We start from the raw sequence: 14,477 nt of genomic DNA, 5'->3' as shown, positions 1-14,477 counted from the left end.
AAACACCGGGTCCGGCAACGATGTCGTGAAAGGTGCAGGTGAGACAGCGGTGACCGAGTCGACGACCGCGACCACGATCGGGACCTGGTTGGACGAGGCGGCCGCCCGCGACCTGCCCGACAGTGCCTGGCGGATCGACGGTGTGGCGACGAGCGCCCGACGACTGGCGGCGGAGTCGGCGACCCTGGCCCCCGCCGTCGCCGCACTGGAACCCGAGCGCGGTGCCCCGGTCTGCCTGCTGATGCGCACCAGCACCACCATGCTGCGGCTGTGGTTCGCGCTGGCCCGGGCGGGCATCGTGGACGTTCCGCTGAACGTTGCGAGCGGGGCAGTGGTGCTGCGCTACCTGATCGCCGACGCCGGTGCGCGCGTGGTGGTCTGCGACGTGGAGTTCCTCGACCAGGTGCTGGCCGAGGCGCCGGAACTGCCGCTGCTCACCACGGTGCTGGTGCACGACCCGGAGCGGGCGGTCCCCACCACCACGGTCGCCGATGGCCGGGTCACCGTCCGGGATCTCGCCGGCCTGGCCGACGGGCCGACGGCGCCGCTACCGGAGGTCGCGCCGGACGACATCAGCACGGTGCTGTACACCTCGGGGACCACCGGGCCGCCGAAGGGCGTGCTGCTCACGCACCGGTTCAACCTGCACCTGATCCGGCACACCTCCGGCCTGATGGGCTACACCCCGGCCGACCGGCTCTACTCCGTCTTCCCGCTCTTCCACAGCAACGCCCGCTACACCAGCGTCGGCGCCGCGATCGAGACCGGGGCGGGACTCGTGATGCACCGGCGCTTCTCGGCGAGCCGGTTCTGGGACATCTGCCGGGACGAGGCGATCACCGCCTTCAACTACCAGGGCGCGATGATGGCGATCCTGTTCCAGCTGCCGGCCCGCGCGGACGACCGGGACCACGCCGTGCGGGTGGCCTTCGGCGCCCCCTGCCCGGCCGAGATCTTCGCCCCCTTCGAGGAACGGTTCGGCGTCACCCTCACCGAGGTGTACGGCAGCACCGAGGTGTCCAACGTCTGCAACAACCCGCCGCACGCCCGCCGGATCGGCGCCGGCGGCCGGCCGTCGCCGCAGTACTCGGTGCAGATCGTCGACGAGCACGACGATCCGGTGCCGGTCGGCGCCGACGGCGAGATCGTGGTGCGCCCCAACGCCGCCGGCTGGATCTTCCGCGGTTACCTGGGCAAGCCGGAGGCCACCGTGGCGGCCTGGCGGAACCTGTGGTTCCACACCGGGGACCGCGGCCGGATGGACGCGGACGGCTTCGTGCACTTCCTGGATCGCATGTCGGACACCATCCGGCGGCGCGGCGAGAACATCTCCACCTGGGAGATCGAGCGGGTGGTGCAGGGGCATCCGGCGGTGGAGCGGGTGGCCGCCTACGCGGTGCCCTCCGAGCTCTCCGAGAGCGAGGTGATGATCTCGGTGGTACCGGTGCCGGACGTCCCGCTGACACCGGCCGACGTGCTGGAGTACTGCACCGGCCGGCTCACCGCCCAGGCCTTGCCCCGGTACGTCCGACTGGTCGGCGAGTTGCCGCTCACCCCCAGCCAGCGGACCGAGAAGTTCCGGCTGCGGGCCACCGGCGTCACCGCCGACACCTGGGACCGGGAGGCCACCGGTGTCTGACCGCATCGTCCGCACCATGCCGCGCCCGGGTGTCGCCCTGCTGACCATGGACCGGCCGGAGAAGCTGAACGCCATGGACCCGCAGTTCTTCGCCGAGCTGGTCGCCGTCATGGCGGACCTGTCCGCCGACAAGGAGGTCAGGGCCGCGGTGATCACCGGTGCGGGGCGGGCGTTCTCGGCCGGGGGCGACATCGACAGCTTCCACCGGATCGCCGCCGGCGGGGACACCGATGACGTCCGGCGGCACAACCGGTCCGTCTACGACGCCTTCTGCGCCCTGGAGCGCTGCACGAAACCGGTGATCGGCGCGGTCAACGGCATCGCCTACGGCGGTGGCGCCGAACTCACCCTGGCCTGCGACATCGCCGTGGCCGGGACATCCGCCCGGTTCGCCTTCCGCGAGGTGTCCATCGGCCTCACCCCGGGATGGGGCATCGTCCGCGGCCCGCAGGTGCTCGGCCGGCAGTGGACCAACCTGCTGGTGAGCACCGGCCGCATCATCGATGCGGACACCGCGCGGACCGCCGGATTTGTCGTCGACGTCGTGCCCGACGCCGACCTGGTCGACGCGGCCCTGGACATCGCCGCCGAGATCGCGCAGCACCCGTCGGTGGCGGTGCAGGTCGGCAAGGCCTTCCTGCACCGCGACACCCACGACGGTTTCGCCGAGTCGGTCGAGGCGGTCACCCTGCTCTGGGGCACCGCCGAGCACCGGGCCGCGGTGGACGGCTTCAGGTCACGGCGTCGTAGAACGTGACGGTGATATCGGGCGCCAGCTCGGGCACGATCGACACCTTCGGCTTCCGGCCGGCGGCCAGCGCCTCCGCCCGTTCCTCCCGTTGGCCGATGATCGCGTCCCGCGCCTCCGCCACCCGGCCGGCCTCGATGCCGTAGAGCGCGAGGAACCGGAAACCCGGTGCGGCGCCGGGCATCTGCTCCGCGGACAGCTGGTACCGGCGGGCACAGGCCAGTGCGTCCAAGTTGGCCAGCACCTCCGGCACGTGCGTCTCGCTGTACCAGCGGCTGAAGTCCTCGGCGACCTCCGGCGAGGTCGCGTTGGCGAGGACCACCATCAGGTGCGGGTGTTCGGGTGTCACGGTGACGGGACCGCCTCTCTCTGCGTTGAATCACTCTGCGTGGACATTTCGGTGACCGGCGCCGGCGCGACCAGCCGCAGCGGCGGGGCCGGCTGCCAGACCGGGCCCGCGGGGGTGTCGTGCTGCACCAGCGACCGGCGCGCCGACAGGTGCGGGTCGGCCAGCAGGTCGGCCGCGGTGGCCACCCCGGTCACGCAGGTGTCCGGCCCGTCCAGCAACTCCACCCAGTGATCCAGTGGCCGGGTGGCGAACAGCACCGTGAGCTCGGTGATCAGGCCACCGTCGTCCTGTCGGTCCACCCAGTCCGGGCGGCCCAGCAGCTCGGTGATCCGCACCCAGAACTTCGGCTCGATCGCTCCGAGGCTGAGCAGCCGGCCGTCCTGGCAGCGGTACACCTGGTAACACGGGTGCGTGCCGTACAGCGGCGTGCGGATCTCCTCCCCGGTGGCCAGCTCGCCCAACCGTTCCGCGACCTGCTGCCCGGCCAGCACCAGGGCCGCGTCGGTGAGCGAGAGATCGATGTGCACACCGGTTCCCGAGTGCCGCGAGGCCATCACGCCGGACACGATGCCCAGCGCGGCGATCATCCCGCCGGCCACGTCGGCCGGCATGGTCGGGGTGATGCCCTCGGTGATCCCGGCCACCGACATGAAGTTGAGGTCGTGCCCGGCGAACCGCGACCGCGGCCCCTCCTGCCCGTACCCGGTGAGCGAGAGGAAGACGATCTGCGGGCGCACCGCCCGGATGTCGGCGTGCCCGATGCCGAGCCGGTCCGCCACGCCCGGCCGGAAGCTCTCGATCACGGCGTCGGCGTCCCGGCACAGGTCCAGCACCTGCTGCCGGCCGTGTGCGGTCTTGAGATCGACCCGTACCGAGGCCTTCCCACGGTCCAGGTACTGGTGCTGGACGGACGAGTCCGCGCCGACCCGCGGGTGCAGGTATCGGGTGTCGTCCCCGGTGGGGTGCTCGACCTTCACCACGTCGGCACCGAGATCGGCGAGCAGCAGCGTGGCCGTGCCACCGGGCAGCATCCGCGTCAGGTCGACGATTCTGATGCCGCGCAACGGTTTCCAGGTCAACCGGCCCACTCCCTTTCCGTCCCGGGTTACCTACCGACTGTATGGTAGATGCCAGACGGTGCGGACGCCAGCCGTGCGGCCGCCGTCACGGCGCTTCCGCGGGATCCACCAACCAATCGGTATAGTCTCCGCAGGCAAACGAGCACCACCAGGGCGTTCGTCCATCGCGACCCAGGGGGTTGGCATGGCCCAGTCCGGACGAGCCGGGGCGGCGAAACCCGTGGAGCGCAAGCCCCGCGAGGACCGCTGGCAGGAGATCGTCGCCGTGGCGACCCAGATCTTCTACGAGAAGGGCTACCAGGGCGCCTCTCTGCAGGATCTCGCCGACCGGGTCGGCATCCTCAAGGGCAGCGTGTACTACTACATCGCGTCCAAGCAGGACCTGCTGGTGGCGGTCATCGAGGAGGTGCACCGGGCCGGCATCGAGAACATCGAGAAGCTGGCCGCCACGGAGGGCAACGCGCTGACCCGGCTGCAGCGGGTGGTGATCGGTCACATCGAGCACGTCGCCCGGAACCTGATCTCCACCACCGTGTTCCTGCACGAGCTGAACTCGCTGTCCGACGAGAACCGCGCCCGGATCCTCGGCGACGCACACTCCTACCAGCAGGTGTTCCGCAACCTCATCGTCGAGGGCAAGCGGGAGGGCGTGGTCCGCGAGGAGATCGACGCCAAGATCGGCGCCCTGTCCATCCTGGGCTCGCTCAACTGGATCTACCGCTGGTACCGCGACGGCGGCGAGTTCCCGGCCCGCACCATCGGTCTGCAGTTCGCCGATCTGCACGTGCACTCGCTGGCCACCGCGAAGGGCCTGGCCGAGCTGGAGCCGCCGGACCCGGCCCCCAAGCCGGCCCGGCGCCGCCGCACCCCCGCGGCCGCCAAGGCCTGAGCGCAGCTTCCCGTTCAGCGACCGTGGAACTCCGGCGGGCGCTTCTCCAGGAAGGCCGCGAAGCCCTCCTTCGCGTCCTGGGTCGCGTGCAGCATGGACACCGCCTGGTTGGTGGTGGCGAAGTCGCCCTGGTCCCGGCCGCGGTTGACGTAGGACTTGCCGACCGACACCGCCAGCGGGGCGTTCGCCGCGATGGCGCGACCGATCTCCACCGCCCGGCCGACGACCCCGCCGACCGGGGCCACCTCCTGCACCAGTCCCAGCTTCTCCGCCTTCGCCGCGTCGATCCGGAACCCGGTCAGCGTCAGGTATTTCGTCCAGTGCCGCCCGAGCACCTGCGGCCCGCGCACCATGCCGAACCCGGGCACCAGGCCGATCGCCGCCTCCGGGATGCCGAACAGCGCGTTCTCCGCAGCGACCACGATGTCGCAGGCCAGGGCCAGCTCCATGCCTCCGCCGAGGGCCCAGCCGTTGACCGCCGCGATCACCGGCAGCGTGCTGTCCTCGATCGCCCCGAAGGTCAGCATGCAGGAGCGGATGAAGGCCTGCTGGTCGGACAGGGTGTGCACCGCGGCGAAGGACTCGATGTCACCGCCGGCCGAGAACGACCGGTCCCCCGCCCCGGTCAGCACCACCGCCCGCACCTCGGGGTCCTGCTCCAGCTCCGCGAGGGTGTCCCGCAGGTCGGCCCAGATGCCCGGGGTCAGCGCGTTGTGCTTCTTCTCCCGGTCGATGGTCAGCACCGCGACCCGGTCCTGCACCCGCAGCAGCAGGTCCTCGGACACCGGCGAGTCGACGGAACGGTCGGCACGGTCGGCAGCAACGTTCACAGTGCCCGTCTGTTTCACTTCGTTCACAGGTGGTCTCCGGTCACTCGGGTGGGATGCGAACCCCAGGCGATGGTGAGGCTGCGGGCGATCACCCGGCGGGTCTCGGCGGGCTCGATGATGTCGTCGAAGGACAGGTGCGCCGCCGCCTCCCAGGGCTCGGACTCGGCGCGCCACTCCTCGGTCAGCTCGGCGACCAGCCGGTCGTGCTCGGCCTGGCCCTGCTCGGCCCGGACCTTCTCCAGCCGGCGGCGGAAGACGGTGCGCACGCCGGTCTCCGGTGCCATGAAGCCCATCTCGGCGGTCGGCCATGCGAACAGGAAGTCGGGATGTGTCGGTCGCCCGCCCATCGCGAAATGACCGCCGCCGTAGGCCTTCCGCAGCACCACGCCGACCTTGGGCACCTGGGCCAGGGCGATCCGGGACACCAGCGCCTCGTACCCGCGCAGGATGCCGTCCCGCTCGGCCTGGGTGCCGATGAGCAGACCGGGCACGTCGTGCAGGAAGACCAGCGGCAGGTTGAAGGTGTCACACAGGTCGACGAAGTCGTGACCCTTGCGCAGCGCCGCCGGGTCCAGCGCACCGGCCCGCACCAGCGGCTGGTTGGCGATGACGCCGACCGGGTGTCCCTCGATCCGGGCCAGCCCGGTGAGCAGGCTGGCCCCCCACCCGGCACCCCACGGCAGGTAGCTGTCCTCGTCGACGATCGCGGTGATCGCGTCGTTCATGTCGTAGGCGGACCGGGTGCCGAACGGCACGATCCGCTCCAGCTCCGCCGGGTCCACCGCGGACGGCAGCGCGGGCGCCACCGGCGCCGGCAGTCGCGAGTTCGACGGCAGGTACGACAGGAACGCCGACATCGCCGCGAAGGCATCGTGTTCCGTCGCCACCGCCATGTGCGCGTTGCCCGACTCCTGGGCCTCGGCCGGGCCGGCCAGCTCGGTGTCCGACACGCTCTCACCGATGGCCGCCTCGATCACCGAGGGCCCGGACAGGGCCAGCGAGGAGGAGGCGGTCATCACCACGAAGTGCGCGGTAGAGGCGTGCAGCGCCGAGTCGCCGTAGGACGGCCCCAGCACGGCCGCCACCCGGGGCACCAGCGGCTGGCCGGGCCTGGGCTTGAGGAAGGTCTGGAAGTCCAGCGGCAGCCCGCTGAACCGCCAGCCCATGACGTCCGGGATCCGGCCGCCGTCGGCGTCGCAGAGCAGCACGATGGGCACGCCCTGGCGCTGGCACATCTCGATCAGCCGCCCCTGCTTGCGCATGCTGGTCGGCGCCGTGGTCCCGGCGACCGCGGTGGCGTCGATGCCGATCAACCCGACCGGGCGGGCGTCCACCGTGCCGAAGCCGGTGACCACCGCATCACCCGGGATGTTCTTCTCGGTCCGCCGCTCCGGCAGACCCAGGGCGCCGATCTCGAGCCAGCTGCCCTCGTCGACGACCAGCGCCACGCGCTCCCGGACCGGGATCCGCCCGGCATCCCGATGCCGTTGCAGCGCAACGGGACCACCCATCTCGAGGGACTTCGCCTTGACCGCCCGCAACTGCTCGATACGGCCGGCCATGGTCAGGGGATCGGTCACGACGGTTCAGGTCCGTTCTCTCGCTGGACACCACGCAGAGCGGCAGCCTACGCTGCTGCTAATCTACCATACGACCGATTGGTAAGAAGCTCGACGGGAGCCTGATGTTCACGAGACTGCTGGTGGCCAACCGAGGCGAGATCGCGGTCCGGGTGATGCGGGCCTGCCGCGAGCTCGGCATCTCCACGGTGGCGGTGCACAGTGCGGCAGAGGCACTCTCGCCGCACGTGCTCGCGGCGGACAGTGCGGTCTGCATCGGCGGCCCGACGGCGGCGGAGTCCTACCTGGACGCGGCGGCGGTGATCGCGGCGGCGGTGGCCCAGGGCGCGGACGCGGTCCATCCCGGCTACGGGTTCCTCAGCGAGAACGCCGACTTCGCCCAGGGCTGCGCCGACGCCGGCCTGGTGTTCGTCGGCCCCACCCCGGAGGCGATCCGGGTGATGGGCGACAAGACGACGGCCCGCGCGGCCGCTGCGGCGGCCGGCGTGCCGATGCTGCCGGGCTCCGACGGCGCGGTGGATCCGGCCGACATCCCGGACGTGGCCGACCGGATCGGCTTCCCGGTGGTGGTCAAGGCGGCCTTCGGCGGCGGCGGTCGCGGGATGCGGGTGGTCACCGACCCGGACCGGCTCGTCGAGGCGGCCGCCAGCGCAGCGCGCGAGGCCACCGGCGCGTTCGGCCGGCCCGAGGTCTTCGTCGAGCGGTACCTGCCGGACGCCCGCCACCTGGAGGTGCAGGTGCTGGGCGACGCGCACGGCACGGTGATCGCCGTCGGCGACCGGGACTGCACCGTGCAGCGCCGGCACCAGAAGCTGATGGAGGAGGCGCCGGCGCCCGACCTGCCGGACGCGGTGCGGAACGGCATCCGGGACGCCTCGGTGGCGCTGGCCACGGCCGTCGGCTACCGGGGGGCGGGCACCGTCGAGTTCCTCTACTCCCCCGGCACGGAGGAGTTCTTCTTCCTCGAGATGAACACCCGACTCCAGGTGGAGCACGGGGTCACCGAGCTGGTGACCGGCATCGACCTGGTGCACGAGCAGCTCCGGATCGGGGCCGGCGAGCCGCTGCGGTACGCCCAGGCGGACGTCCGGGTCACCGGACACGCGATCCAGGCCCGCATCTCGGCCGAGGACCCGTGGGCCGGCTTCCTGCCGCGCACCGGCCTGATCGAGCGCTGCGTGCTGCCGGTGGCCCCCTGGGTGCGGACCGACTTCGGCGTGGTCACCGGCAGCACGGTGCACCCGTACTACGACTCGATGATCGGCAAGGTGATGGCCTGGGGCCCGACCCGGGCCGAGGCGGCCGACCGGCTGCGGCTGGCGCTGGGCGACCTGGTCGTCGAGGGGGTCGCCACCACCGCCCCCTACCTGGCCGCACTGCTCGCGCTGCCGGATCATCGGGACATGAACTACTCGACCGACACCGTGGGTGAACGCTGGGATCCCGCCGGCTTCCCGCCTCCCGCCGCGGCGCCGGCCGGCCCGGCGGCCCCGGTGACACCGGCACCTGCCGGTCCGGTACGCCGCGACGTGGTCATCGAGACCGACCGCGGACCGCTCACCCTGACCGTCTGGGGCGCCGCCGGCCGGGCGGGCACGGACACCACGGCACGGTCCGGCAGCGGCCGCAAGGCCGGCGGCGGGACCTCGGCGGGTGGCGGCAAGGAGCCGCTGGCCCCGATGGACGCCACCGTCATCCGGGTCGACGTGGCCGCCGGCGACGAGGTCGAGCAGGGCGCCGTGCTCGCGGTGCTGGAGGCGATGAAGATGGAGATGCCGGTGACCGCCGGGCGGTCCGGCACGGTCGCCGAGATCCTGGTGACCGTCGGCCAGACGGTGGCCACCGGTCAGCGCATCGCCGTGCTCGCGGGATGATGTCACCAAACGACTGTATGGTAGATTCAGCCTCGCGTGTCCTCGCGGCGACACTGCTGTCCGCCCTCTCCAGGAGTACCCGTTGACCACAGGTTCCGTGCACCGGCCGTCGGCCATGGTGACCATGGGCGATGCGCTCGACCACTACGCGCGGACCGACCCGGCGGCCACCGCGATCGCCTTCCCGACGGAGCGGGCGACCGCCGCAGAGTTCGCCGACCTGGTGCGACGGCACGCCCGCAGCCTGCACGGGCTCGGGGTGCGGCACGGTGACCGGGTCGGCACCCTGCTGCCGAACGACCTCGACCAGCTCGCGCTGATCTTCGCCGCCGTCACCCTCGGCGCGGTGGCCACCCCGGTGAACACCCGGTTCAAGAGCCGCGAGCTGCGCCAGGTGGTCACCCACTCCGGCATGTGCGTGCTGGTCACCGGCAACGGCACCGGGGATCCGCAGCCCGGCGCGCCGGACTTCGCGGCGCTCGTCCGGGAGACCTTCCCGGACCGGTCGCTCACCCCGGAGCTCCGCACCGTGGTCTGCCTCGACGGGGACGCCGGCCCGGACACCCTGGACCGGGCGGCTTTCGCCGCCGCCGGCGCCGCCGTCGGTGAGGCCGGCATCGATGAGGCCGCAGCGGCTGTCGGCCTGACCGACACCGCGCTGCTGGTCTACACCTCCGGCACCACCTCGATGCCCAAGGGCGCACTGATCAGCCACCAGGCGATCTGCCGGATGGCCGATGCGATCGTGCACGACCGGTTCTCACTCACCCCGCAGGACAGCCTCTGGACGTCGATCCCGCTGTTCCACGCCGGCGCGATCACCTATGCCCTGACCGCGTTCCGGGCCGGGTGCCGGTACGTGCACTGCGGGCACTTCGACGCCGCCCGCACGCCGGAACAGCTGGAGCGGGAGCAGGTCTCGGTCGCCATCCCGGGGTTCGAGACGATCTGGCTGCCCACCCTGGACCGCCCCGACCTGCCCGGCCGTGACCTGTCCCGGTTGCGCGTCGTGGTGGTCACCGGGGTGCCGGAGCGGCTGCGCCAGATGGCGGCGCGGCTGCCGCACGTCACCCAGCTGTCGACCGTCGGTATGACCGAGGCCTGCGCCTTCGTGGCGGTCGGCCGCACCGACGACCCGTTCGAGTCGCGGATGACCACCGGCGGGCACCCGATGACCGGCATGCAGGCCCGGATCGTCGATCCGGAGACCGGCGCCGACCTGCCCGACAACACCCCGGGCGAGCTGCTGGTCAAGGGCGAGAGCCTGTTCGACGGCTACTTCCGCGATCCGGAGGTGACGGCGGCGGTGTTCGACGACGAGGGCTGGTTCCACACCGGCGACGTGTGCTCGCGCGACACCGACGGGCGGCTCACCTTCCTGACCCGGCTCAAGGACATGCTCAAGGTCGGCGGGGAGAACGTGTCCGCCGCCGAGGTGGAGAACTACCTGGTCACCCACCCGGCGGTGCTGTTCGCCCAGGTGGTCTCCGCCCCCGACGCCTACTACACCGAGGTGCCGGCCGCCTTCGTCCAGCTGGTGCCGGGCACGACGCTGGACGAGCAGCAGCTGATCGACTTCTGCATCGGCGAGCTGGCCACCTACCGGATCCCGCGGTACGTGCGGTTCGTCGACGACTGGCCGATGTCCGGCACCAAGATCAAGAAGGTGGTGCTGCGGCAGGTGATCGCCGACGAGCTGGCGGCCGCCGGCATCACCGAGGCCCCGCGCATCCGATCCCGGAAGGACACCCCGTGAGTGATCTGCTGGACCGCTACTTCGAGTCGGTCAACACCGAGAACTGGTCGCTGATGGCCGATCTCTGGAATGCCGACGGCGTGCTCACCGCGGTCGGCGTGGGCGTGGTCGACGGCCGGGACGCGGTACTGGAGTACTTCCCGCGGGTGCTGTCCGGGTACGCCGAGCACGTCGACACCCCGACCCGGGTGATCGGCGACGGCGACACCCTCGTGGTGGAGATTGATTTCGTCGGCAAGCTGCACGGCGGCACGCCGATCCTCTTCACCGCCGTCGACGTCTTCGACCTGGTCGACGGCCGGATCAGCCGGCTGTCCACCTGGTACGACTCGCACGCCGTCATCAAGCAGGTCAAGGCCGCCCGCGCCTGAGCCCCGAAGCTGCACCAGCACCGACCCCGACAGACTCCCGAAAGGCAGCTGCACCTTGTCCAACGACGTCATCGTGATCGGCGCCGGCACCTCCGGCCTCGTCACCGCCGCCATCCTGGCCGGCCAGGGCATGAACGTGACCATCCTGGAGAAGAACACCTTCCTCGGCGGCCGCGCCATGGAGTACGAGTACAAGGGCCACCAGATCGGCCTGGGCTCGCACCTCGTCGAGGACCCGGGCGACAGCCTGACCGCGGTGTGCCAGGAGATCGGCGTGAAGCTGGTGCACAGCGAGCGCAGCGACTCGATGCCGTTCTGGGACAACGGCCGCTGGCAGCACATCCAGGACTACTACGGCACCGAGGGCAAGGCCGGTCTCAAGCGCTGCATCAACGCGCTCATGGAGATGGAGTACTCGGAGATCGACAACCTGGACCACCTCTCGCTGCGCGAGTGGATGTCCCGGTACACCGACGAGGAGGGCGCCTTCCTGGTGTGGGAGGCGATCTCGGTGCTCGAGCAGATCACCACCAAGCACTGGGAGCACTCCGCCTCGGAGAACCTGTACGCCCGCAAGCTGCACTACAGCCTCAAGCGCACGGCCGGGTACTCGTTCTGGCCGATGGGCGGCTGGAACAAGGTCTGGGACGAGATGGTCGCCGCCTACTCCGGTCTCGGCGGGCAGATCCGGCTCGGCGCCAAGGTCGACAAGGTCGTCGTGGAGAACCGGCAGGTGCGCGGGGTGCTGCTGAAGCCCGAGAAGGGCCACTCCCGGGGGGAGTTCATCCCGGCCGACCACGTGGTCAACAGCGTCCCCGTCTGGAACCTGCCGAAGATGTTCGAGCCCGGCGTGCTGCCCTGGGACCTGGAGGCGCGGATCAACTTCCTCGCGGAGAACAAGAACCGGGCCTGCTGGATCGGCTACTGGATCGCCGCCAAGGAGCCGGTGATCGGGATGACCGAGCGGGAGATGGCGTCGTTCATGTCGACCCCGCGCTGCGGGCTGCCCGGGTTCACGCTGAACTTCACCGGCTACGACCCGTCGGTCTCCCCCGAGGGCGAGTACCTCACCTGCGTCGGTGCCTCCTTCGACGCCACCGAGAGCTACGGCGACCGGGCCTGGCTGGACCGCAAGTACGCCGAGCTGTGGGCCGACATCGAGGAGATGATGCCCGCCGCGAAGAACGCGCTGCTATGGAAGAAGCCGCACACCGTCACCAACTACGGCGTCATCTGCAAGCCCGGTACCGTCGGCGCGTCCCGGCCGGACGCCTTGGTCCGCGGCCTCGAGGGGCTGTGGCTGACCGGCGACACCACCCGGGCCCGCGGCATCGGCATCGACAAGGCCGCCCGCTCCGGCATCACCACCGCCGAGGCGGTGCTGGGTCGCCGGCTGCCGGCCTACGCCGACACCGTGCACTACTGAGCCGCGGGATGACCGACACCGCCGTACTTTTCGAACCCGTCCGGCTCGGCCCGCTCACCCTGCGCAACCGGCTGGTGATGGCGCCGATGGGCACCTGCCTGGACGAGGACGGGTACATCACCGACGACACCATCGCCTACTACGTGCGCCGCGCGCAGGGCGGCGTCGGCAGCATCGCGGTCGAGGGCTGTCTGGTGTCCGCCGACACCGTCGGGCCGGAACCCCGGCTGTCCGACGACCGCTACCTCGACGGCTTCGTCCGGCTGCTGGCGGCGCTGGCACCGTACGACGTCACCGTCGGGGTGCAGCTGATGCACCCCGGCCGGCAGGTGGTGCACGGACCGGTGGTGGCGCCGTCGGCGGTCCCGCTGAACTCGCACGCCCCGGTGCCGCACGCTCTCACCGAGGACGAGATCGCGGTGATCATCAGTGATTTCGCCGATGCGGCGGAGCGGGCGGTGCGGGCCGGCTTCACCTTCGTCGAGGTGCACGGTGCGCACGGCTACCTGCCGTCGAACTTCCTCTCGCCCACCGCGAACGTGCGGACCGACGGCTACGGCGGCGATCTCGCCGGCCGGGCCCGGTTCAGCCGGGAGATCGCCCGCGCCATCACCGCCCGGGTGGGGCCCGGGGTGCCGCTGGTCTGGCGGATCAACGGCGCCGACGAGCTGCCCGGCGGCTCCGGCATCGAGGACGCCGTCCAGGTCAGCCGCTGGCTGGAGAGCGACGGGGTGTCGGCGATCAGCGTGTCGGCCGGCACCTGGCAGAGCCTGCAGTACACCCTGGCCCCGATGTTCATGGACCGCGGCTACATGGTCCCGTACGCGGCCCAGGTGCGGGCCGCGGTGGACATCCCGGTGATCACCGTCGGCCGGCTCGACGACCCGGAGCTCGCCGCCCGTGCCGTGACCGAGGGTGCCGCCGACATCGTCCTGCTGGGGCGCACTCTCATCGCCGAGCCGGACTGGCCGGAGAAGGTCCGCACCGGACGGCTGGACGACCTGCGCCCGTGCATCGCCTGCAACGCCTGTGTCGACCTGGTCGGCCGCGGCGAGCGGGCCCGGTGCTCGGTCAACCCCGAGGCCGGGCGGGAACGCACCTGGACCATGCTGCCCACCCCGGCCCCGCGCCGGGTGATGGTCGTCGGCAGCGGGCCGTCCGGGATGGAGGCCGCCCGGATCGCCCGGCTGCGTGGCCACCGGGTATCGCTCTTCGAACGCTCCGGCCTGCTCGGCGGCAAGCTCGACGTGGCCGGCACCGCCCCCAGCAAGCGGGAGGTGTTGCGGTTCCGGGACTTCCAGGCGGCGCAGATGCACCGGCTCGGCGTCGACGTGCACCTGGACGCCCCGGTGGACGCCGCGGTGGTGCAGCAGCAGGACCCGGACGTGGTGATCGTCGCGACCGGGGCCGACCCGGTGGTGCCGCCCATCCCGGGCATCTCGGCGGCCCACGTGCACGACGCCCAGCTGGTGCTGCGCGAGCAGGTGCCGATCCCGGCGGGCAGCAGCGTCGTGGTCGTCGGCGGCAGCGCCACCGGCTGCGAGACGGCCGAGTCGGTCGTCGAGCGCGGTGGCACCGCCACGATCATCGAGATGCGGCCGACCATCGGGCAGGGCATCGAGGCGATCACCCGCCGGTACCTGCTCAAAGCCCTGCGGGCCTCCGGGGTGCGGGTGCTGACCTCGTCCAAGGTGGTCGCGATCGAGGCCGATGCGGTGCACTACGAGGACGCCGACGGGGTGCTGCACGCCGTGCCGGCGGACCTGGTGGCGCTGGCCATCGGCTGGCGGCCGGGTGGGAACCTGCTCGCCGACGCCCTGACCGGCGATGCCCGCGAGGTGCTGGTGCTGGGCGACGCCCACCGTCCGGCCGACTTCGTCTCCGCGATCAACGCCGGTGCCGACGCGGGCCTGCAGGTCTGACACCGCCGGTGCGG

At 71.6% G+C, this 14,477-nt stretch carries 12 protein-coding genes; 8 read left to right on the top strand and 4 right to left on the bottom strand.

What is annotated here, in order from left to right; all coding sequences use genetic code 11:
• Positions 1-49 precede the first annotated feature (49 nt).
• Entirely contained in the window at positions 50-1,639 is a 1,590-nt protein-coding gene (locus GIS00_RS05685; protein ID WP_196073135.1) for an AMP-binding protein, read from the top strand.
• Positions 1,632-2,396: an enoyl-CoA hydratase/isomerase family protein gene (locus GIS00_RS05680; RefSeq protein WP_154767295.1), complete on the top strand. Its 765-nt coding sequence runs from the start codon at positions 1,632-1,634 to the stop codon at positions 2,394-2,396. The genes GIS00_RS05685 and GIS00_RS05680 overlap by 8 nt, the downstream gene beginning before the upstream one ends.
• Here GIS00_RS05680 and GIS00_RS05675 read toward each other — a convergent pair.
• Positions 2,371-2,736 (bottom strand): DUF4286 family protein, encoded by a 366-nt coding sequence (locus GIS00_RS05675; RefSeq protein WP_154767294.1) that lies wholly within the window; start codon positions 2,734-2,736, stop codon positions 2,371-2,373. The genes GIS00_RS05680 and GIS00_RS05675 overlap by 26 nt on opposite strands.
• Positions 2,733-3,800, bottom strand: a complete 1,068-nt coding sequence (locus GIS00_RS05670; protein ID WP_196073134.1) for a CaiB/BaiF CoA transferase family protein — start codon at positions 3,798-3,800, stop codon at positions 2,733-2,735. The genes GIS00_RS05675 and GIS00_RS05670 overlap by 4 nt, the downstream gene beginning before the upstream one ends.
• Positions 3,801-3,999: 199 nt before the next feature.
• Here GIS00_RS05670 and GIS00_RS05665 point away from each other — a divergent pair, with 199 nt between their 5' ends.
• On the top strand, positions 4,000-4,704 hold the full coding sequence (locus GIS00_RS05665; RefSeq protein WP_196073133.1) for a TetR/AcrR family transcriptional regulator: 705 nt from the start codon (positions 4,000-4,002) through the stop codon (positions 4,702-4,704).
• A 14-nt stretch (positions 4,705-4,718) separates the two neighbouring features.
• On the opposite strand, the gene GIS00_RS05660 is transcribed toward GIS00_RS05665, so the two are convergent.
• Together GIS00_RS05660 and GIS00_RS05655 are read right to left on the bottom strand one after the other, a co-directional pair.
• Positions 4,719-5,534 (bottom strand): enoyl-CoA hydratase/isomerase family protein, encoded by an 816-nt coding sequence (locus tag GIS00_RS05660; protein WP_196073132.1) that lies wholly within the window; start codon positions 5,532-5,534, stop codon positions 4,719-4,721.
• Positions 5,535-5,557: 23 nt separating this feature from the next.
• Entirely contained in the window at positions 5,558-7,114 is a 1,557-nt protein-coding gene (locus GIS00_RS05655) for an acyl-CoA carboxylase subunit beta (RefSeq protein WP_154767290.1), read from the bottom strand.
• Positions 7,115-7,218: 104 nt separating this feature from the next.
• Between GIS00_RS05655 and GIS00_RS05650 the strand changes: the two genes are divergently transcribed.
• From GIS00_RS05650 to GIS00_RS05630, 5 genes are all read left to right on the top strand, one after another.
• Positions 7,219-8,988, top strand: a complete 1,770-nt coding sequence (locus GIS00_RS05650) for an acetyl/propionyl/methylcrotonyl-CoA carboxylase subunit alpha (protein WP_154767289.1) — start codon at positions 7,219-7,221, stop codon at positions 8,986-8,988.
• 82 nt (positions 8,989-9,070) lie between these two features.
• A complete protein-coding gene (locus GIS00_RS05645) occupies positions 9,071-10,744 on the top strand; it encodes a class I adenylate-forming enzyme family protein (RefSeq protein ID WP_154767288.1) in 1,674 nt (557 codons plus the stop codon).
• Positions 10,741-11,115 carry a nuclear transport factor 2 family protein gene (locus GIS00_RS26820; protein ID WP_196073131.1) on the top strand — a complete coding sequence of 125 codons (375 nt, stop codon included), beginning with the start codon at positions 10,741-10,743 and terminating at the stop codon, positions 11,113-11,115. Before GIS00_RS05645 ends, GIS00_RS26820 begins: the two co-directional genes overlap by 4 nt.
• Positions 11,116-11,170: 55 nt before the next feature.
• Positions 11,171-12,541, top strand: a complete 1,371-nt coding sequence (locus tag GIS00_RS05635; RefSeq protein WP_154767286.1) for a phytoene desaturase family protein — start codon at positions 11,171-11,173, stop codon at positions 12,539-12,541.
• Positions 12,542-12,549: 8 nt separating this feature from the next.
• Positions 12,550-14,463, top strand: a complete 1,914-nt coding sequence (locus GIS00_RS05630) for an oxidoreductase (protein WP_154767285.1) — start codon at positions 12,550-12,552, stop codon at positions 14,461-14,463.
• Positions 14,464-14,477: the final 14 nt, after the last annotated feature.

The sequence above is a fragment of the Nakamurella alba genome, assembly GCF_009707545.1.
GTDB classification, from domain to species: domain Bacteria; phylum Actinomycetota; class Actinomycetes; order Mycobacteriales; family Nakamurellaceae; genus Nakamurella; species Nakamurella alba.
The sequence above is the reverse complement of the archived record's forward strand: the minus strand, read 5'-3'. Positions and strand labels throughout refer to the sequence as shown.

Coding starts and splice junctions, on each gene's coding strand:
- GIS00_RS05665 (WP_196073133.1), top strand. CDS start 4,000: ATGGCCCAGTCCGGACGAGCCGGGGCGGCGAAACCCGTGGAGCGCAAG.
- GIS00_RS05650 (WP_154767289.1), top strand. CDS start 7,219: ATGTTCACGAGACTGCTGGTGGCCAACCGAGGCGAGATCGCGGTCCGG.
- GIS00_RS05630 (WP_154767285.1), top strand. CDS start 12,550: ATGACCGACACCGCCGTACTTTTCGAACCCGTCCGGCTCGGCCCGCTC.